The organism is Micromonospora sp. WMMD736 (genome assembly GCF_049179015.1).
Classification (GTDB): Bacteria; Actinomycetota; Actinomycetes; order Mycobacteriales; family Micromonosporaceae; genus Micromonospora.
The window spans coordinates 6,970,746-6,987,500 of sequence record NZ_JBMHMI010000001.1 but is presented as its reverse complement, the minus strand read 5'-3'; the positions used below and the strand labels follow the sequence as shown (position 1 = coordinate 6,987,500).

Annotated in this window: 20 protein-coding genes (1 of these 20 cut by a window edge); 4 read left to right on the top strand and 16 right to left on the bottom strand. The window is 72.9% G+C overall.

Annotated elements, in window-relative coordinates:
• Window positions 1-106, bottom strand: partial view of a tyrosine--tRNA ligase gene (tyrS, locus tag ACN269_RS31805; RefSeq protein ID WP_421476688.1) — the 5' end (the start) only. The gene continues 1,187 nt to the left of window position 1, outside the view; 106 of the gene's 1,293 nt are visible here — the first part of the coding sequence; it begins with the start codon at window positions 104-106; the stop codon falls past the left edge of the window.
• Window positions 107-206: 100 nt separating this feature from the next.
• Between tyrS and ACN269_RS31800 the strand changes: the two genes are divergently transcribed.
• Entirely contained in the window at window positions 207-596 is a 390-nt protein-coding gene (locus tag ACN269_RS31800) for a PaaI family thioesterase (protein ID WP_421476057.1), read from the top strand.
• Window positions 597-610: 14 nt separating this feature from the next.
• On the opposite strand, the gene ACN269_RS31795 is transcribed toward ACN269_RS31800, so the two are convergent.
• The 3 genes from ACN269_RS31795 to ACN269_RS31785 form a co-directional block, all read right to left on the bottom strand.
• Window positions 611-1,954: a hemolysin family protein gene (locus ACN269_RS31795; RefSeq protein WP_421476055.1), complete on the bottom strand. Its 1,344-nt coding sequence runs from the start codon at window positions 1,952-1,954 to the stop codon at window positions 611-613.
• A 128-nt stretch (window positions 1,955-2,082) separates the two neighbouring features.
• Complete coding sequence (locus ACN269_RS31790; protein WP_421476053.1) at window positions 2,083-2,724, bottom strand: hypothetical protein; 642 nt, start codon at window positions 2,722-2,724, stop codon at window positions 2,083-2,085.
• A gap of 9 nt (window positions 2,725-2,733) precedes the next feature.
• On the bottom strand, window positions 2,734-3,234 hold the full coding sequence (locus tag ACN269_RS31785; RefSeq protein WP_421476052.1) for a GNAT family N-acetyltransferase: 501 nt from the start codon (window positions 3,232-3,234) through the stop codon (window positions 2,734-2,736).
• A gap of 103 nt (window positions 3,235-3,337) precedes the next feature.
• Here ACN269_RS31785 and ACN269_RS31780 point away from each other — a divergent pair, with 103 nt between their 5' ends.
• On the top strand, window positions 3,338-4,195 hold the full coding sequence (locus tag ACN269_RS31780; protein ID WP_421476051.1) for a universal stress protein: 858 nt from the start codon (window positions 3,338-3,340) through the stop codon (window positions 4,193-4,195).
• Here the strand turns inward: ACN269_RS31780 and ACN269_RS31775 are convergent.
• The 5 genes from ACN269_RS31775 to ACN269_RS31755 all read right to left on the bottom strand — a co-directional run bounded on the left by ACN269_RS31775 (window position 4,188) and on the right by ACN269_RS31755 (window position 8,220).
• Window positions 4,188-4,823 (bottom strand): FMN reductase, encoded by a 636-nt coding sequence (locus tag ACN269_RS31775; RefSeq protein ID WP_421476050.1) that lies wholly within the window; start codon window positions 4,821-4,823, stop codon window positions 4,188-4,190. The two genes, ACN269_RS31780 and ACN269_RS31775, sit on opposite strands and share 8 nt — an antisense overlap.
• Window positions 4,820-5,962, bottom strand: coding sequence for an LLM class flavin-dependent oxidoreductase (locus ACN269_RS31770; RefSeq protein ID WP_421476048.1), 1,143 nt, complete (start codon window positions 5,960-5,962; stop codon window positions 4,820-4,822). Before ACN269_RS31770 ends, ACN269_RS31775 begins: the two co-directional genes overlap by 4 nt.
• 164 nt (window positions 5,963-6,126) lie before the next feature.
• The gene (locus ACN269_RS31765; RefSeq protein WP_421476046.1) at window positions 6,127-6,402 is read right to left on the bottom strand and encodes a MoaD/ThiS family protein; all 276 of its coding nucleotides are present in this window, start codon (window positions 6,400-6,402) and stop codon (window positions 6,127-6,129) included.
• Between the two features lie 2 nt (window positions 6,403-6,404).
• Window positions 6,405-7,490, bottom strand: a complete 1,086-nt coding sequence (locus tag ACN269_RS31760; protein WP_421476044.1) for a WD40/YVTN/BNR-like repeat-containing protein — start codon at window positions 7,488-7,490, stop codon at window positions 6,405-6,407.
• A gap of 88 nt (window positions 7,491-7,578) precedes the next feature.
• Window positions 7,579-8,220 carry a DNA-3-methyladenine glycosylase gene (locus ACN269_RS31755; RefSeq protein WP_421476042.1) on the bottom strand — a complete coding sequence of 214 codons (642 nt, stop codon included), beginning with the start codon at window positions 8,218-8,220 and terminating at the stop codon, window positions 7,579-7,581.
• A gap of 77 nt (window positions 8,221-8,297) precedes the next feature.
• Here ACN269_RS31755 and ACN269_RS31750 point away from each other — a divergent pair, with 77 nt between their 5' ends.
• Together ACN269_RS31750 and ACN269_RS31745 are read left to right on the top strand one after the other, a co-directional pair.
• A complete protein-coding gene (locus tag ACN269_RS31750) occupies window positions 8,298-8,723 on the top strand; it encodes a DNA-binding protein (protein WP_421476040.1) in 426 nt (141 codons plus the stop codon).
• 161 nt (window positions 8,724-8,884) lie between these two features.
• Complete coding sequence (locus ACN269_RS31745) at window positions 8,885-9,238, top strand: MmcQ/YjbR family DNA-binding protein (protein WP_421476038.1); 354 nt, start codon at window positions 8,885-8,887, stop codon at window positions 9,236-9,238.
• 43 nt (window positions 9,239-9,281) lie between these two features.
• On the opposite strand, the gene argH is transcribed toward ACN269_RS31745, so the two are convergent.
• The 7 genes from argH to argC form a co-directional block, all read right to left on the bottom strand.
• Entirely contained in the window at window positions 9,282-10,745 is a 1,464-nt protein-coding gene (gene argH / locus ACN269_RS31740; RefSeq protein WP_421476686.1) for an argininosuccinate lyase, read from the bottom strand.
• Between the two features lie 82 nt (window positions 10,746-10,827).
• Window positions 10,828-11,343, bottom strand: a complete 516-nt coding sequence (locus tag ACN269_RS31735; RefSeq protein WP_421476036.1) for an arginine repressor — start codon at window positions 11,341-11,343, stop codon at window positions 10,828-10,830.
• Complete coding sequence (argF, locus tag ACN269_RS31730) at window positions 11,340-12,275, bottom strand: ornithine carbamoyltransferase (RefSeq protein ID WP_421476035.1); 936 nt, start codon at window positions 12,273-12,275, stop codon at window positions 11,340-11,342. Before argF ends, ACN269_RS31735 begins: the two co-directional genes overlap by 4 nt.
• Window positions 12,272-13,516 carry an acetylornithine transaminase gene (locus tag ACN269_RS31725; protein ID WP_421476033.1) on the bottom strand — a complete coding sequence of 415 codons (1,245 nt, stop codon included), beginning with the start codon at window positions 13,514-13,516 and terminating at the stop codon, window positions 12,272-12,274. Before ACN269_RS31725 ends, argF begins: the two co-directional genes overlap by 4 nt.
• The gene (gene argB, locus ACN269_RS31720) at window positions 13,513-14,418 is read right to left on the bottom strand and encodes an acetylglutamate kinase (protein WP_421476031.1); all 906 of its coding nucleotides are present in this window, start codon (window positions 14,416-14,418) and stop codon (window positions 13,513-13,515) included. Before argB ends, ACN269_RS31725 begins: the two co-directional genes overlap by 4 nt.
• A gap of 55 nt (window positions 14,419-14,473) precedes the next feature.
• A complete protein-coding gene (gene argJ, locus ACN269_RS31715) occupies window positions 14,474-15,643 on the bottom strand; it encodes a bifunctional glutamate N-acetyltransferase/amino-acid acetyltransferase ArgJ (RefSeq protein ID WP_421476029.1) in 1,170 nt (389 codons plus the stop codon).
• Between the two features lie 55 nt (window positions 15,644-15,698).
• Window positions 15,699-16,700, bottom strand: coding sequence for an N-acetyl-gamma-glutamyl-phosphate reductase (argC, locus tag ACN269_RS31710; protein ID WP_421476027.1), 1,002 nt, complete (start codon window positions 16,698-16,700; stop codon window positions 15,699-15,701).
• Between the last annotated feature and the right edge of the window lie 55 nt (window positions 16,701-16,755).

Genomic DNA, 16,755 nt, shown 5'->3' with positions numbered 1-16,755 from the left:
GCTCGCGCAGCTCGTCGAGGCCGGTCGAGTCCTGGATGAGGCCGCGCCAGAGCAGGTCGTCGGTCAGGGAGTCCCGCCCGGTCGGCGGGGGGTTGCTGTCGGTCACGGTCACCGATTCTCCCCCATCGCCGGCATCGACCCGTACCGGGTTTGACGCGACGCCCCCGGTTACGCTTGCGCCCCACTGATTTCGGGAGGGTTCTGCCGTGGAAACACCGGATCTGACGGGTGGTTTCGTCAACCTGCTCGGCCTGAAATTCGAGGAGGCGACCCCCGACCGCGTGGTCATCAGCTGGCAGGTCCGTCCGGACCTGCACCAGCCGTTCGGCATCCAGCACGGCGGGGTGTACTGCTCGGTCGTGGAGACCGCGGCCAGCGTCGGGGGTTCGCTCTGGCTGGCCGATCGGGGCACGGTGGTCGGGGTGGCGAACCAGACGGACTTCCTGCGGGCCGCGCGCGACGGTGAGCTGCGGGCGGTCGGTACGCCGGTGCACCGGGGGCGCAGCCAGCAGCTCTGGCAGGTGGAGATCACCGACGCCAAGGAGCGCCTGGTGGCCCGTGGGCAGGTCCGGCTGCAGAACCTCTCGCGCGACTGACTCGGCGGGCCCGGTCAGCTCCGGGCCTCGTCCAGCACCGGCTCGACGGCCTCGTCGGTGTCGTCCCCGCCGTCGGGCTCCTCGTCGGCGGGGATCTGCCGCAGGCGTACCTCGGTGATGGCCCGGTGGTCGATGTCGGCCACCGTCAGCACCCAGCCGTCCAGGGTGACGTCCTCGCCGGCGACGGTCGGGATGTGCCCGAGGCGGGCCAGCACCAGCCCGGCGACGGTGGTGTAGTCGCCGGCCGGGCGCGACGGCAGCTCGACGCCGATGTCTGGAAGGTCGTGCACCGGAAAGGTGCCGGGCAGCACCATCGTGCCGTCCGGCTCGCGGCGCACCGAGTAGCCGTCCCGGTCGGTCTCGTCGTAGATCTCTCCGACGATCTCCTCCAGGATGTCCTCCAGCGTCACGATGCCGTCGACCGCGCCGCGCTCGTCGACGACGAGCGCGATGTGCTGGCGCTCGGCCTTGAACTGGCGCAACGCGTCCACCACCGGCAACGAGTCGGGCAGCAGCATCGGTGGGCGGGCGATCTCGTCGATCGGCCGGTCGTCGGGCACGCCGACCAGGTCACGCAGGTGGATCACGCCGGCGGTGTCGTCCAGGCCGCCGTGGCGCACGACCGGCGCCCGGGAGTGCCCGGTGGCGGCCAGCACGAGCCGCGCGGCCTCCGACGTGGTCCCGCTGTCGAGCGTGAAGACCTGCAACCGGGGTACGAGCACAGCCCGCAACCGCCGGTCGGCGATCTCCACCGCGCCGGCGATGATCGTGCGCTGTTCCTTGGTGAAGCCGTGGTTGCCGGCGACGATGTCGCGCAGCTCGTCCGGGCCGATCTCCTCGGGTTCGTGCTTCGGGTTGAGCCCGACCAGGCGGACCACCAGGTCGCTGGTCGCGCCGAGGGCCCAGACGGCGGGGCGGGTCAGGCTGGCGAGCACGTCGAGCGGGCGGGCCACCAGCAGTGCCCACCGCTCGGCGGACTGCATGGCGATCCGCTTGGGCGCCAGCTCGCCGAAGACCAGGGTGACGAAGGTCAGCGCGAGGGTGACCACCACGATCGCCACCGTCTCGGCGGCGCTGCCGAACACGCCGAGCAGCGGGACGAGGGGCTTGGCGAGGGAGACCGCCGCCGCGGCGGAGGCCAGGAAGCCGGCGAGGGTGATGCCGATCTGGATGGTGGCGAGGAAGCGGTTCGGGTCCTTGGCCAGCCGGGCCAGGACCCGTCCGGCCCGGCTGGTGCGTTCGAGGCGCTGGATCTGGCTGTCCCGCAGTGACACCAACGCCATCTCGCTACCGGCGAAGAGCGCGTTGATCACGATCAGGATCCCGACCAGGGCCAGTTGGCTCCCGTAGCTCTGCACGCCCGGTTCGCTCCCTCTGCGATGGTGACGCCGGCCGGTACGCGCGGCGCCCCGCCGGTCGACGAGCCCGACCGGCGTACGCGCATCTGTGCCCCGTGCGACGCCGGCCGAATCCTGCCGGGGTGACGCTACGCCGATTCGGTGGCCGGTGACGCCGGCAGGTCGAGGACGTACGAGTCGCCTTCGGGTCGGAACCCGAGCCGGTGGTAGTAGGGGGCGATCATGCCGGGCGGGCTGACGACCCGGTGGAAGCCGCGTTCGGTGAAGAGGCGGCTGCGCCGGTAGACGAACTCGCCCGGGGTGAAGTCCCGGAACTTCGGCGTCACGTAGTCCAGGTCGATCTGGGCGACTCCGCGTGCCTCGGCGTGCGACAGCACCACCCCGACCACCTCGTCGGCGGTGACCACGAGGAAGGCCGAGCGGTCGGCGGCGGACGGGTCCCAGCGGAATTGGGGGTTGAACCGGGCGATGTCCGGCCCGTGCACCCGCAGCGTGTGGGCGAGGAACTGGTCGTCGACCCCGACCTGGACCACCTGGTAGGTCTGCTCGTCGTGCCGGGTGGCGAGCATGCCCCGCAGGTACCAGATGTTGATCACCGCGAGGACGATGTTGAGCCCGACCATGGGCCAGACCTCGATGGCGGCGTTGTAGCCGATCAGCACGGCGCAGCCGACCAGGTTCAGGGCGCGCAGCCGCAGGATGCGCGACTGCAGCAGCGACCAGACCAGCACCGCGGAGCCGGCCCAGCCGACCAGATCCAACCAGTTCACCCCGCGAGACTAGTGCTTGCCCAGCTCAGGGGCGTCGGCGGGCAGCTCGAGCAGCCACTCCTCGACCTCGGTGCCGCGCCCGTTGGCGTACCCCGAGTCCTCACCGACCACGACGAACCCGCACTTGCGCAGCACCGCGAGCGAGGCGGTGTTGTCCTTCGCGGCCCGGGCGTGCACCGGCCGGGGCAGCTCGCGCAGCAGGGCGGCCAGGGCGGCGGTGGCGTAACCCCGACCCCAGCGGGTGGGGTCGATCCAGTAGCTGACCTCGGTCTGGTCGTCGACGGGGAAGGCGCTCACGTAGCCGACGACCTCGCCGTCGGCCTCGACGGTGCGGACCCGGTTCGCCGGGTTGGTGAGCACCCGCGCCCAGTGGCGGGCAAACTCGCGGTGGTCCGACGGGTCGGCGGGACCGAACGCGGCCATCCGGTTCGCTTCGGGATCCTGCTGGTGCAGGAAGAACTCCACAAGATCGTCCTCACGAACCGCCCGCAGCCGCACATCAACGCTCACCCGGCGAGAATAGGCAAGATCGACGGCGGAGTGGGGCGGCGCGGCGTGCGGGCGGGGCGGGGGCGGGGCGTTGACAATGGGATGGCCGACTCAGGGGGAGCTGATGAACCGACCTGTCGTGGTGGGCGTGGACGGCTCGCCGTCCAGTCTCGTCGCCGCGGAGCACGCGGCCCGTGCCGCGCAGCTGCGGTCCCGCCCGTTGCTGGTGGTGCACGGCTACCTGCACGCGCCCCTCAACCCCTACGACCTGACGATGCCGGCGCCGTCCGAGGAGGCGCTGCGGATGCTGCGGGGCGTGGCGGCCGAGCTCACCGAGCGGTTCCCCGGCCTCGCCGTCGAGGTACGCCAGGTCGCCGGCGGGCCCGGCGCGACGATGGTCGAGGAGTCCCGCCGGGCAGAGCTCGTCGTGGTGGGCAGCCGCGGGTTGGGCGGGTTCACCGGCCTGCTGCTCGGTTCGGTGGGCGCGCAGGTCGCCGCGCACGCGCACTGCCCGGTGCTGGTGGTCCGCCCCAAAGGACAGCCGATCGACGTGGACGGGCCGGTGCTCGTCGGCGTGGACGGGTCCGAGCCGTCCCAGCTCGCCGTCGGCTACGGAGCCGTCGAGGCGGCGCTCCGCGACGTCCCGTTGGTGCTCGCGCACGTCGGCCCGGCGGGCGGGGACCGGCCGGTGCCGGACGAGATCGAGGAGGCGCAGGCCGCCGAGCAGGCCGAGGCGGTGCGGTTGCTCGCCGACGCGTCCGCCGTCGTCCGGGCCGAGCATCCCGACCTGGTGGTACGGGAGCACCCGGTACGGGCGGCGAGCCCGGCCCAGGGGCTCGTCGAGGCCAGCGGCGCGGCGTCGCTGCTGGTCGTCGGCACCCGGGGTCGGGCCGGATTCGCCGGGCTGCTGCTCGGCTCGGTCAGTCAGGCCGCCCTCCACCACGCGCACTGCCCGGTGCTGGTGGCCCACCCGGTCAGCTGACCGGGGTGTCGCCACCTCGGCCGAGCATCTGCAGGAAGTCGGTGGTGAGGGCGAACGGGTCCGTCGGACCGCTGGTGGGCGGCCGGCGTTCGACCTGGTCGGCCAGCTCCCCGGCCGCCCGCCGGATCCGACCGCGCAACGCGCCGTCGGCGGTTCCGTCGGACCAGTCCTCCGGCGCGGCGAACACCGCCGTGGGGACCACCACCGCGCGCAGGTAGCTGAACATCGGACGTACGGCGTGCTCCAGCGCGAGGGAGTGCCGGGCGGTGCCACCGGTGGCGGCGATGAGCACCGGCCGGTCGACCAGCGAGCCCGCGTCGAGGACGTCGAAGAACGACTTGAACAGCCCGTTGTACGAGGCACTGAAGATCGGCGTGACGGCGATGATGCCGTCCGCACCGGTCACCGTGTCGATGGCCGCGCGCAGCGCGGCCGGCGGGAACCCGGTGAGCATGTTGTTGACCACGTCGTGGGCGTACTCGCGCAGGTCGATGGTGCGCAACTCCGCGTCGTGGCCCCGCCGGACCAGCTCGTCGCGGGTCGCCCCGGCGAGCTGGTCGGCGAGCAGCCGGGTGGAGGAGGGCTGACTCAGCCCCGCCGACACGACGGCCAGCGTCCGGCGGGTCATCGGGTCGCCCCCTCCGGCGCCTTGCCCGTCACGTCGTCGACGGCGTGCACCGTGCTGTCCTTCGCGCCGCCGGCCGCGGCGACCAGCGAGGCGTGCGTGGGCGCCTCCGGGACGTGCACCGGACGCAGGGCGGCGAACTCCTTGCGCAGCACCGGCACGACCTCCTCACCGAGCAGGTCGAGCTGCTCCAGCACGGTCTTGAGCGGCAGGCCGGCGTGGTCGATCAGGAAGAGCTGGCGCTGGTAGTCGCCGACGTACTCGCGGAAGCCGAGCGTACGGTCGATGACCTGCTGTGGGCTGCCCACGGTCAGCGGGGTCTCCCGGGTGAACTCCTCCAGCGACGGCCCGTGCCCGTAGACCGGGGCGTTGTCGAAGTAGGGCCGGAACTCCTTGACGGCGTCCTGCGAGTTGCGACGCATGAACACCTGGCCACCGAGGCCGACGATGGCCTGGTCGGCGGAGCCGTGGCCGTAGTGGGCGTACCGCTCGCGGTAGAGGCCGACCATCCGCTGGGTGTGCTCCTTGGGCCAGAAGATGTGGTTGGCGAAGAAACCGTCGCCGTAGTACGCGGCCTGCTCGGCGATTTCGGGGCTACGGATCGAGCCGTGCCAGACGAACGGCGGCACCCCGTCGAGCGGGCGCGGCGTCGAGGTGAAGGACTGCAACGGCGTACGGTAGCGGCCCTTCCAGTCGACCACGTCCTCGCGCCACAGCCGGTGCAGCAGGTCGTAGTTCTCGATGGCCAGGGGGATGCCGGCGCGGATGTCCTTGCCGAACCACGGGTACACCGGGCCGGTGTTGCCGCGGCCCATCATCAGGTCTACCCGGCCGTCGCTCAGGTGCTGGAGCATCGCGTAGTCCTCGGCGATCTTCACCGGGTCGTTGGTGGTGATCAGCGTGGTCGCGGTGGACAGCAGCAGCCGCTCGGTACGGGCCGCGATGTGACCGAGCATGGTGGTCGGGGACGACGGGACGAACGGCGGGTTGTGGTGCTCACCGGCGGCGAAGACGTCGAGCCCGACCTCTTCGGCCTTCAGTGCGATGGCGACCATCGCCTTGATCCGCTCATGCTCGGTCGGCTCCCGACCGGTGGTCGGATCGACCGTGACGTCACCGACGGTGAAGACTCCGAACTGCATGACCAGCTCCTCGCGTGTCAACCGGGATGCCGTCGTGGTACCCGGACGCAGCTCACAACTTATTTGACGAGTCAACTATTCCGTCGGCGACGTGGCCGGCAGTGGCACCGGTCACCCTCGGGAACCGGACAACCGCTTCGACAAGCCCCATCGTGTCCGCTCGGTCAGCCTCCCGCCACCGACGGCAACACCTGCACCTCCGCGCCGTCCACGACCGTCGTGGCCAGACCTCCGGAGTGCCGGCAGTCCTCCCCGTCGACGAAGACGTTCACGTAGCGGCGCAGCTCACCGCGCTCGCCGCGGATGCGCCGGGCCAGCCGAGGATGCGCGACGGCCACCTCGTCCAGGACCGCCCGCAGCGTCCCGACGGCGGTGACGGTCAGCCGACTCGCACCCCCGGCCTCGCCGCGCAACGGGCCGGGCAGCAACACGGTGACCATGCTCAGACCTGCGCGGCGCGGACGCAGAGCACGTCGGGCAGGTGTGCGGCGACCGACGACCACGAGTCGCCCTCGTCGCGACTGGCGAAGACCGAGCCGGAGCGGGTGCCGAAGTAGACCCCACCCGGCGTCGCGTCATCGGCACACATCGCGTCGCGCAGCACCGCCGGATAGAACGGCCCTTCGGGCAGCCCGACCGACTGCGGCTCCCACTTGCCGCCGGCGTCGACGGAACGGAACACCCGGCAGCGGTGATCGGTCGGAAAGCGCTCGCTGTCGGCCACCAGCGGGAAGGTCCACACCGTGCCGCCGCGCCCGGGATGGGCCACCATCGGGAAGCCGAAGTCGCTGGGCAGCCCGTCGGCGATCGAGGACCAGGTGCGGCCGTCGTCGTCGGAGCGGTAGACGCCGTGGTGGTTCTGCGCGTACAGCCGCTCGGGGTTGTCGGCGTCCCGGGCGACCTTGTGCACGCACTGCCCGAACTCCGGCCACTCGTCGGGCATGAAGTAGGCGCGGATGCCGGTGTTGCCCGGCGTCCAACTCGCCCCGGCGTCCTCCGAGCGGTAGACCCCGCCGGTGGACATGGCGACCAGCAGCCGCGCCGGGTCACGCGGGTGCGGCAGCACGGTGTGCACGGCCTGACCACCGAAACCGGCCTCCCACTGGGGCCGGTGCGGGTGGTCCCACAGGGAACGGACCAGCTCGAAGCTGCGGCCGCCGTCGGTGGACTTGAACAACGCCGAGGGCTCGGTGCCGGCCCAGAAGACGTCCGGCTCGTCGGGGCCGGCCGGCATCAGCTGCCAGACCCGCCCGAGGGAGACGCCGGTGTCGGCCGGGAACGCGACCGGCGCCTGGTCGGGCTCGTCCCAGGTGGCGCCGAGGTCGTCGCTGGTGGCGACACTGGGACCGAAGTGCGAGCTGGTCATGCCCGCGAGCAGCCGCGGTGTCGGACGGCGGGTGTCAATTGCCACCGAATACACACCGGTCATCGGAAAGTGCGGGCCGGTGATCTCCCAACTGCGCCGGTCGTCGGCGCTGGTGGCGAGAAACAAACCCTTGGCGGTGCCGATCGCGAGCAGAGTTGCCATGACGTCCTCCGAACCGTCGGTGAGCAGGTCCGGTGATTATGGCCACACCCCCCGACAGGCTCCGGTGCCCACACGCCGGACGGCGCCCTCAGCGCCGGACGCGGGGCACGTGCCGCCGGTACGCGCTGACCGTCGGATCGCCGTCGAGCCAGAACCGCCAGGGCAGGTCGTGCGCGCCCGTCACGCCGACCCGGGGCCCCGCCACCACCGACGCCTGCGGCACTGGCTCGACCGGCGGTCGCAACCGGACCGCGCCGTCGCCGAGCAGGTACGCGCCGTACGCCGAGCGGTCGATGCCGAGCGTCGCGCAGAGCCGGGCCGGCCCACGGGCGAGGTCCACCTCGCGCCGCACGGCGGGCCGGCGCTCGGTTGCCGTGGCCAGCCCGTCGACGACCGCGCCGGCGCGCAGCAGCACGGCGGCGGCCTCCCCCTCGTCACCGGTGACCACGTTCATGCACCAGTGCATCCCGTAGGTGAAGTAGACGTAGGCGTGTCCGGCGGGACCGAACATCACCGCGTTGCGGGGCGTGCGACCCCGGTGGGCGTGCGAGGCGGGGTCACCGGCCGTGCCCGCGTACGCCTCGACCTCGGTGATCCGGACGGTGACGCCCCCGGCGGTCAGGCGGCAGCCCAGCAGGCCGCGCGCGGCCGGCAGCAGCGGACCGGCGAGCAGGTCCGCCAACCCGGCCAGGCCGGCGTCGGCGGTGCGGCCCTCCGGCACGAGATCCATGGACCGAACGGTACCCACCCCGCCAGGGTTTTCAACATTCTGTTGACAACATCCCGTTGATGGGGTGTGCTCAGGGCATGACGACCCCGGACCTCTTCACGGCGCCCGACCCGGGACGGGCCCGCGCCCACCGCACCTACGAGGCGTTGCAGCGGATCAGCGAACGGCACGCCGGCTCCGACGCCCGGCGGGGGCGCTGGGCGCACCCGTACGTGCTGGACCCGTGGGAGGCGGTCGCCCTGGTCACCGCCCTCGCCGCCGGTGGCGCCGAGCGGGAGCCCGCCGAGGAACCGGTCGACGCGGCCGACCTGACCGCCGCGCTGACCCTGCTCCCCCACGTGCGCGCCGAGCTGGACGCCCTGGAGGCCGGGCTGCTCACCCTCGCCCGCGACCGGGGCCTGACCTGGCAGTCCATCGCGTACGGGCTGGGCCTGGGCAGCGCGCAGGCCGCCCGCCAACGCTACGAACGGGTCGCCGCCCGCTCCACCGAAAACCAGCCCTGATACCCACCCGCACCCCACCCACCCCGCGCCCGCGCCCGCGCCCGCGCCCGCGCCGATCTTGCACTTACTGTGGCGACAGAACGGACCTTGCCCCGCACATCGACAACCGAAAGTGCAAGATCGGCGCGGGGTGGGGGTGGGGTTTTGACTAGGAGGGGTTTGTGGAGCGTGGGGAGATGTTGGCGTACTGCCTGGCCAAGCCGGGAGCGTGGCTGGATCGGCCGTGGGAGGACGACGAGGTGGTAAAGGTGGGCAGCCGGATCTTCGCGTTTCTCGGCAACGGCGACTCCGAGCCCACGGTGGGCGTCAAGTGCGGCGCGAACCGCGAGATCGCCGACGAGTGGCTGCACCGCCATCCCGCCGACGCGCGTCCGATGCCGTACGTCGGTCGGTCCGGCTGGAACACGCTGCGCCTCGACGGCGGGATCGATGAGGACGAGCTGACCGAGGCGGTCGACTCGTCGTACGACATGGTGGTGGCCAAGCTCCCGAAGCGGGAGCGCCCGACGGCCTGAACCACCGTGGCGCCGGCGGCCCGCGCCGACGCCACGCCTGGCGTCAGCGGGGTACGACCCGCTCGGTGGCCCACTCCCGCCAGCCGGCCAACCGGTCCGCCGCGGCGGCGAGCTGGTCGGCGACCGGTCCGGGGCCGGTCGAGCCGGGGGTGGTCCGGGCCGCGAGGGCCGACCGCACCGAGAGCACGTCCCGCACGGACGGGTCGAGGTGCTCGCTGACGGCGGCCAGGTCGGCGTCGGAGACGTCCTCCAGCTCGCACTCGCGAGCCGCGCAGAGCGCCACCAGCCGGCCGGTGATCTCGTGCGCGTCCCGGAACGGCACGTTGCGCCGGACCAGCCAGTCGGCGACCTCGGTGGCGAGCGAGAAGCCCACCGGTGCGGCGGCGACGAGCCGGTCCACCCGGACGGTCATCGTGGAGATCATCCCGGCCAGGGCGGGCAGCAGCAGCTCCAGCGTGTCGACGGCGTCGAACGCGGGCTCCTTGTCCTCCTGCATGTCCCGGTCGTACGTCATGGGCAGGCCCTTGAGCATGGTCAGCACCGTCATCAGGCCGCCGACCAGCCGGCCGGACTTGCCCCGGGCCAGCTCGGCGATGTCCGCGTTCTTCTTCTGCGGCATGATCGACGAACCGGTGGCGAACGCGTCGTCCAGCTCCACCCAGCCGAACTCGTGCGACGTCCACAGCACCACCTCCTCGCCCAGGCGGGACAGGTGCACCCCGATGAGCGCGGTGGTGAAGAGGAACTCGGCCACGAAGTCCCGGTCGGCGACCGCGTCCATCGAGTTGGCGAACGACGTCCGGAAACCCAGCTCCTTGGCGACGGCGACCGGGTCCAGCGGAAGCCCCGACCCGGCGAGCGCCCCCGCGCCGAGCGGGCTGATCGCCGCGCGGTGGTCCCAGTCGCGCAGCCGCTCCAGGTCGCGCAGCAGCGGCTGCACGTGGGCCAACAGCCAGTGCCCGAAGGTGACCGGCTGGGCGTGCTGGAGGTGGGTCATGCCGGGCGCGGCGGTGTCGACGTGCCGCTCGGCCTGCTCGACGAGCGCCTCGGCCAGCTCGACGACGCGGCTGGCCACACCCCGGGCGTGGTCCCGCAGGTAGAGCCGCAGGTCGGTGGCGACCTGGTCGTTGCGGGACCGGCCGGCACGCAGCTTGCCGCCCAGGCTCCCCAGACGCTCCAGGAGGCCCCGCTCCAGCGCGGTGTGCACGTCCTCGTCGTCGACGGTGGGCCGGAACGCGCCCGACGCGCAGGCCGCCTCCAGGTCGTCCAGGGCCGCCAGGATGCGGCCCAGCTCCTCCGGGTCGAGCAGGCCGGCGCCGGCCAGGACCCGGGCGTGCGCCCGGGAACCCGCGATGTCGTACGGGGCCAGACGCCAGTCGAACTGCACGCTCACCGACAGTCGGGCGAGCGCCTCGGCGGGCCCGCCGGCGAACCGGCCACCCCACAGGCTCGTCCGGTTGGTGCCGGCGCTGTTCTCGGTGAGGCTCTTGTCGTCCACGCCGCCCATTGTGGTACCCATGCTCGTCAGCCACCCATCCGGGCGTCGCGGGCCGCAGCCGTCCGGCTCGGCATGCCCCACAGTTGCGCGGTCATGGTGCGCTGTTCCCTTCGACGCTGTCGTCCCGGCGGGCCCAACCGGCGAGCTTGTCGCCGAGCGCGGCCCCGCCGATGGTTTCCCGTGCCACGACGAGAATGGTGTCGTCGCCGGCGATGGTGCCGACGACCTCGGGCAGGCCCGCGCGGTCCAACGCGCTGGCCAGGTACTGGGCCGCGCCCGGCGGGGTCCGCAGCACGGCGATGTTGCCGCTGGCGTCCACCCCGTTGAGCAGCTCGCGCAGCAGCCGTACCAGCCGGGCCGGAGCGGCCTCGGCGTCGCGCAGCGGGCGCTTGCCGTCCTCGGGGATCAGGTAGACGGCCGGGCCGTCGCCACCGCGCACCTTGACCGCGCCCAGCTCCTCCAGGTCGCGCGAGAGGGTCGCCTGGGTGACCCCGACGCCGTCGGCGGCGAGCAGGTCGGCCAGTTCGGTCTGCGAGCGTACGGGCCGGTCCCGGATCAGCTCGACGATCCGGGCGTGCCGGGCGGCGCGGGTGAGCGGGGCGGTCATCGTCGCTCCCCGGAGGCCGTCAGCAGGAACGTGAGCAGCGCCTTCTGGGCGTGCAGCCGGTTCTCCGCCTGGTCGAACACCGCGCTCTGCGGACCGTCGAGCACCTCGTCGGTGATCTCCTCACCCCGGTGCGCGGGCAGGCAGTGCAGCACGATCGCGTCCGGGGCGGCGTGGTCGAGCAGCTCCTTGTTGACCTGGTACGGCAGGAACGGGGTGACCCTGTCCAGCCCGTCGGCCTCCTGACCCATCGAGGTCCAGGTGTCGGTGGCCAGCACGTCGGCGTCGCGGGCCGCCTGCGCCGGGTCGGTCAGCACCCGTACCGATCCGCCGGTCCCGGCGGCGATCTCGGCGGCCCGCCGCACCACGGCCTCGTCCGGCGCGAAGCCCGCCGGGCCGGCGATCCGCACGTGCATCCCGGCCGTGGCCCCGGCCAGCAGGTACGACTGCGCCATGTTGTTCGCGCCGTCGCCCACGTAGGTGAGGGTCCGGCCGGACGTACCGCCGCACCGCTCCCGGATGGTCAGCAGGTCGGCCAGCAGTTGGCAGGGGTGGAACCCGTCGGTGAGCGCGTTGACCACCGGGACGGTCGCGCCGCCAGCGACCTCGGCGATCCGGTCGTCGCCGTGGGTACGCAGCACGATGGCCGCGACGTAGCGGGACAGCACCCGGCCCGCGTCGGCGAGCGTCTCGCCCCGGCCGAAGTGGGTGACCTGGGTGTCCACGACCAGCGGGTGGCCGCCCAACTCGGCGATGCCGGCGTCGAACGAGATGCGGGTCCGCAGGCTCTGCTTGTCGAAGAGCACCGCCACCGAGCGGGGGCCGGCCAACGGCTGGTGGCCGAACCGGTCGGCCTTCATCCGGGCCGCCAGGTCGAGCACGCTTGACTGCTCGGCGGGCGAGAGGTCGTCGTCGCGTAGGAAGTGCCGGATCATGCGGTCGTCCCCGTCGTGGTGGGCTGGGTGGCGGATTCGGAGGTCGTGGGAGCGCTCGTGCCGGCCGCGGCCGGGGCCGTCGCGTCCAGGGCCGCCGGGAGCGCGGCGAGGAACGCGTCGACCTGCTCGGTGGAGAGGATCAACGGCGGGGCGAGCCGGAGTACGCCCGGCTGCACCGGGTTGGCCAGGAAGCCGGCCTCCCGCAGCGCCTCGGCCAGCACCGTCGACACCGGCGCGGTGAGCGTCACGCCGAGCAGCAGGCCGGCCCCGCGTACGCCCGCGACGAGCGGGTGGTCCAGCGCCTCGATGCCCCGGCGCAGCCGTTCGCCGACGCGCTTGACGTGGTCGAGCAGCCCCTCGTTCGCGATGGTCGCCACCACGGCGAGCGCGGCGGCGCAGCTCACCGGGTTGCCGCCGAAGGTCGTACCGTGCGAGCCGGGGGTGAGCAGATCGGCGGCCCGGCCGAACGCGAGCGTCGCGCCCAGCGGCAGCCCGCCACCCAGGCCCTTGGCCAGGGTCACCACGTCGGGCTCGACGCCCTCGGCTTGGTGGGCGAACCAGTGCCCGGTGCGGCCGATGCCGGTCTGCACCTCGTCGAGCACCAGCAGCGTCCCGTGCCGGGCGGTGATCTGCCGGGCCGCCGTCAGATAGCCGGTCGGCGGTACGACCACGCCGTTCTCGCCCTGGATGGGCTCCAGGATCACCATGGCGGTGGCGTCGGTGACCGCCGCCTCCAGGGCGTTCACGTCGCCGTAGTCGACGTGGGTCACCTCGCCGGGCAGCGGCCGGAACGGGTCCGCCTTGGCGGGCTGACCGGTCAGCGCGAGGGCGCCCATGGTGCGGCCGTGGAAGCCGCCGTTGGTGGCGACCACGTGGCTGCGCCCGGTGCGCCGGGACAGCTTGAAGGCGGCCTCGTTCGCCTCCGCGCCGGAGTTGGCGAAGAAGACCCGGCCGGGTCGGCTGCCGGCGAGCGCCAGCAGCAGTTCCGCGAGAGCCACCGGCGGCTCGGCGACGAAGAGGTTGGAGACGTGTCCGAGCGTGGCCACCTGCTTAGACACGGCGGCCACCACCGCCGGGTGGGCGTGCCCGAGGGCGTTCACCGCGATCCCGCCCACCAGGTCCACGTACTCCCGGCCCGCCTCGTCGACCACCACGGCGCCCGCGCCGGAGACCAGCGCCAGCGGCGGCGTGCCGTAGTTGTCCATCATGGACTGCGACCATCGTTGCACCAGGCTGCTCATGACCCGTCCGTCCCGTCCTGCGGCACCACCATCGTTCCGAACCCTTCCGACGTGAACACCTCGAGCAACGTGGAGTGCGCCACCCGGCCGTCGACCACGTGCGCCGCGGGCACGCCCCCGCGCACGGCTCGCAGGCAGGCCTCCATCTTCGGCACCATCCCCGACTGGAGGCGGGGCAGCAGCTTGGCCAGGTCGTCCGCGGTGATCTCGGAGACCAGGCTGCTGGTGTCCGGCCAGTCGGCGTACAGGCCGGCCACGTCGGTGAGGACGACCAGCTTGCGGGCCCGCAGGGCGACGGCCAGCGCGGCGGCGGCGGTGTCCGCGTTGAGGTTGTGCAGGACACCGTCGGCGTCCGGCGCGACCGTCGAGATCACCGGAATCCGGCCGGCGTCGATCAGGTCGGTCACCGCCGAGGTGTCCACCGACTCGACGTCGCCGACCTGGCCCACGTCGACCGGCTGCCCGTCCACGTACGCCGGGCGGCGCACCGCGGTGAACAGCCGCGCGTCCTCGCCGGAGAGGCCCACGGCGTACGGGCCGTGCGAGTTGATCAGCCCGACCAACTCCCGGCCGACCTGCCCGACGAGCACCATCCGGACCACGTCCATCGCCTCGGCGGTCGTCACCCGCAGGCCGCCCCGGAACTCGCTGGAGATGCCGAGCCGGCCCAGCATGGCCGAGATCTGCGGGCCGCCGCCGTGCACCACGACCGGCTTCAGACCGGCGTAGCGCAGGAACACCATGTCGGCCGCGAACGCCCGCTGCAACTCCGGCTCGGTCATGGCGTTGCCGCCGTACTTGACCACCACGGTGGCGCCGGAGAAACGGGCCAACCAGGGCAGCGCCTCGATCAGCGTCTCCGCCTTGGCCTGGGCCCGGGTGAGATCACTACTGAGACTCACAGTGCCGGCCTTCCGTTCGCGACTGCGGGACTCCGCTTCGCTGCGTTCCTCGCGCTCACGTTGAATACGCCGAGTTCTCGTGCACGTACGCGTGGGACAGGTCGTTGGTCCAGATCGTGGCCGTCGCGTCGCCCGCGTGCAGGTCGATCCGGATCGTCACGTCCCGTGCGCTGAGGTCGGCCTTCGAACGGTCCTCGGCCGCGGCGCCGTTGCGGCACAGCCACACGCCGTTGACGGCCACGTCCACCTCGTCCGGCTCGAAGGCGGCCGTGGTGGTGCCGACCGAGGCGAGGATCCGACCCCAGTTCGGGTCGTTGCCGAACAGGGCGGTCTTGACCAAGTTGCTGCGAGCGACCGAGCGGCCCACCTCGACCGCGTCGTCCTCGGTCGCGGCCCCCACGACGTCGATGGCGACCTCCTTGGTGGCGCCCTCGGCGTCGGCGACGAGCTGCCGCGCCAGATCGTGACAGGCCGTGGTGACCGCGGCGGCCAACTCGGCGGCGGTGGGCTCGATGCCGCTCGCACCGCTGGACAGCAGCAGCACGGTGTCGTTGGTGGACATGCAGCCGTCCGAGTCGACCCGGTCGAAGGTCACCCGGGTGGCCGCGCGCAACGCCTCGTCCAACGCCGCCGGCCCGGCCACCGCGTCGGTGGTGAGCACGCAGAGCATGGTGGCCATGCCCGGCGCGAGCATGCCGGAGCCCTTGGCCATGCCGCCGACCGTCCATCCGCTGCCCCGGGCCACCGTGGTCTTCGGCCGGGTGTCGGTGGTCATGATGGCCTCGGCGGCGGCGAGACCGCCGTCGCGCGACAGCTCCCGGATGGCGGTACGGACCCCCGGCAGCAGCTTGTCCATCGGCAACCGCTCACCGATCAGGCCGGTGGAGCAGACCGCCACCTCGCCGGCCCCGAGGAGCAGCCGCGGGCTGACCGCGCTCAGCGCCGAGGCGGTGTGCTCGGCCGTGGCGTGCGTGTCCTGGAAGCCGGCCGGGCCGGTGCAGGCGTTCGCGCCACCGGAGTTGAGCACCACGGCGCGGACCACGCCGCCCTGCACGACCTGCTGGCTCCAGAGCACCGGCGCGGCCTTGACCCGGTTGGTGGTGAAGACACCGGCGACACCGGCGTCCGGGCCGTCGTTGACCACCAGCGCGACGTCCGCGCCGCTGGTCTTCAGTCCGGCGGTCACTCCGGCCGCCCGGAACCCCCGAGGGGTGGTGACACTCATGCGACTCGCCCTTCGTTCGCGACTGCGGGGCTCCGCTGCGCTGCACTCCGCGCGCTCACGGGCTGACTCCCCAGATCGACAGGCCCGTCGTCTCCGGCAGGCCGAGCATCAGGTTGGCGTTCTGCACCGCCTGGCCGGCGGCGCCCTTGCCGAGGTTGTCCAGCGCGCTGACCACGACCAGCCGGCCCGAGTCGACGTCGACGGTGGCCTGCAGGTGACACGAGTTGGAGCCCAGCGTGGCGGCGGTGTGCGGCCAGCGCCCCTCCGGCAGCACGTGCACGAACGGCGCGTCGGCGTACGCCTGGGCCAGCACCTGCTGCGGGTCGACACCGCGGGCCGGCAGGGCGGTGACCGTGGCGAGGATGCCGCGGGGCATCGGCGCGAGGACCGGCGTGAACGACAGGCCGGTCGCCCCGGAGGCCTGCTTGATCTCGGGTACGTGCTGGTGGGTGCCGACCCGGTACGGCGACAGGTCTCCCATCACCTCGCTGCCGAGCAGGTGCGGCTTCGCCGCCCGGCCCGCCCCGGACGTCCCCGACGCGGCCACCACGACCACGTCGGCGGGGTTGGCCGCTCCGTCGGAGATCAGCGGCGCGAGCGCGAGGGTGATCGCGGCGGCGTAGCAGCCCGTGTTGGCGACCCGGGTGGAGCCGGCGATCAACTCCCGCTGGCCGGGCAGCTCGGGCAGGCCGTACGTCCACTGCCCGGCGTGCGTGCCGCCGTAGTACTGCGCCCAGGCGTACGGGTCGGCGAGCCGGTGGTCGGCACCCAGGTCGACGATGCGCACCTCGGGCGGGAGTTGCGCCGCGAGGGCCGCCGACTCGCCGTGCGGCAGTGCGAGGAAGACCAGGTCGGCGTCGGCGAGGGTCGCCGGGTCGGTCTCGCCGAGCACCAGGTCGAGCCCGGTGAGCTGCGGGTGCACCACGTCGACACGGTGCCCGGCCTGGCGGTGCGCGGTGGCGGCGACCAGGTCGAACTCCGGATGCCCGGCGACCAGGCGCAGCAGCTCACCTCCCGCGTACCCGCTCGCGCCGGCGACCGCGACTCGAATTCCCATACCCACCTCCGCATGACTATGCAGAGGAGACTAGCAAGGGCGATTGTTTCCTGCA

Excerpts from the sequence above, each read along its gene's own strand:
- ACN269_RS31780 (WP_421476051.1), top strand. The coding sequence starts at position 3,338 with ATGAACCGACCTGTCGTGGTGGGCGTGGACGGCTCGCCGTCCAGTCTC.
- ACN269_RS31775 (WP_421476050.1), bottom strand. The coding sequence starts at position 4,823 with ATGACCCGCCGGACGCTGGCCGTCGTGTCGGCGGGGCTGAGTCAGCCC.
- ACN269_RS31770 (WP_421476048.1), bottom strand. The coding sequence starts at position 5,962 with ATGCAGTTCGGAGTCTTCACCGTCGGTGACGTCACGGTCGATCCGACC.
- ACN269_RS31765 (WP_421476046.1), bottom strand. The coding sequence starts at position 6,402 with ATGGTCACCGTGTTGCTGCCCGGCCCGTTGCGCGGCGAGGCCGGGGGT.
- ACN269_RS31760 (WP_421476044.1), bottom strand. The coding sequence starts at position 7,490 with ATGGCAACTCTGCTCGCGATCGGCACCGCCAAGGGTTTGTTTCTCGCC.
- ACN269_RS31755 (WP_421476042.1), bottom strand. The coding sequence starts at position 8,220 with ATGGATCTCGTGCCGGAGGGCCGCACCGCCGACGCCGGCCTGGCCGGG.
- ACN269_RS31750 (WP_421476040.1), top strand. The coding sequence starts at position 8,298 with ATGACGACCCCGGACCTCTTCACGGCGCCCGACCCGGGACGGGCCCGC.
- argH (WP_421476686.1), bottom strand. The coding sequence starts at position 10,745 with ATGGGCGGCGTGGACGACAAGAGCCTCACCGAGAACAGCGCCGGCACC.
- ACN269_RS31735 (WP_421476036.1), bottom strand. The coding sequence starts at position 11,343 with ATGACCGCCCCGCTCACCCGCGCCGCCCGGCACGCCCGGATCGTCGAG.
- argF (WP_421476035.1), bottom strand. The coding sequence starts at position 12,275 with ATGATCCGGCACTTCCTACGCGACGACGACCTCTCGCCCGCCGAGCAG.
- ACN269_RS31725 (WP_421476033.1), bottom strand. The coding sequence starts at position 13,516 with ATGAGCAGCCTGGTGCAACGATGGTCGCAGTCCATGATGGACAACTAC.
- argJ (WP_421476029.1), bottom strand. The coding sequence starts at position 15,643 with ATGAGTGTCACCACCCCTCGGGGGTTCCGGGCGGCCGGAGTGACCGCC.
- argC (WP_421476027.1), bottom strand. The coding sequence starts at position 16,700 with ATGGGAATTCGAGTCGCGGTCGCCGGCGCGAGCGGGTACGCGGGAGGT.